We start from the raw sequence: 355 nt of genomic DNA, 5'->3' as shown, positions 1-355 counted from the left end.
CGGAGACAGGCGCGAAACAGATGGAGGTGACCGATGCGGCGGCGTGATGATCTCGCGGTCCATAACGAGCGGGTGAAGCTCTATGTGACCATCTCGAACGCCGTGGGCCTTGCTTTCTTCGGGCTCGGCGTGGCGCGACCTCTGGCAGACGGCACCGTGCCGGTCACGGCTTGGGTCATCTGCCATCTCGCCGTCGCTGGCGTGATGGTTGGAAATGCTTATATTGCTTTGGGACGCCTCGAGACTGAAGCACAGGATCTGGACGGGGAGACGCGCAAATGACTGGTCAACTGATCCTCATCGCCATGGCACTGACCTTTTCTTTCGGTGGTCTTGTTTGGGCCCGCTGGTCCCA

The 355-nt window shown here is 60.3% G+C and carries 1 protein-coding gene; it reads left to right on the top strand.

The window, feature by feature from the left end:
* Positions 1-33: 33 nt before the first annotated feature.
* Complete coding sequence (locus OCH239_RS21555; protein ID WP_037267677.1) at positions 34-282, top strand: hypothetical protein; 249 nt, start codon at positions 34-36, stop codon at positions 280-282.
* Positions 283-355: the final 73 nt, after the last annotated feature.

It is taken from the genome of Roseivivax halodurans JCM 10272, from assembly GCF_000521785.1.
GTDB classification, from domain to species: Bacteria; Pseudomonadota; Alphaproteobacteria; order Rhodobacterales; family Rhodobacteraceae; genus Roseivivax; species Roseivivax halodurans.
This window is presented reverse-complemented; position numbering and strand designations above follow the sequence as displayed.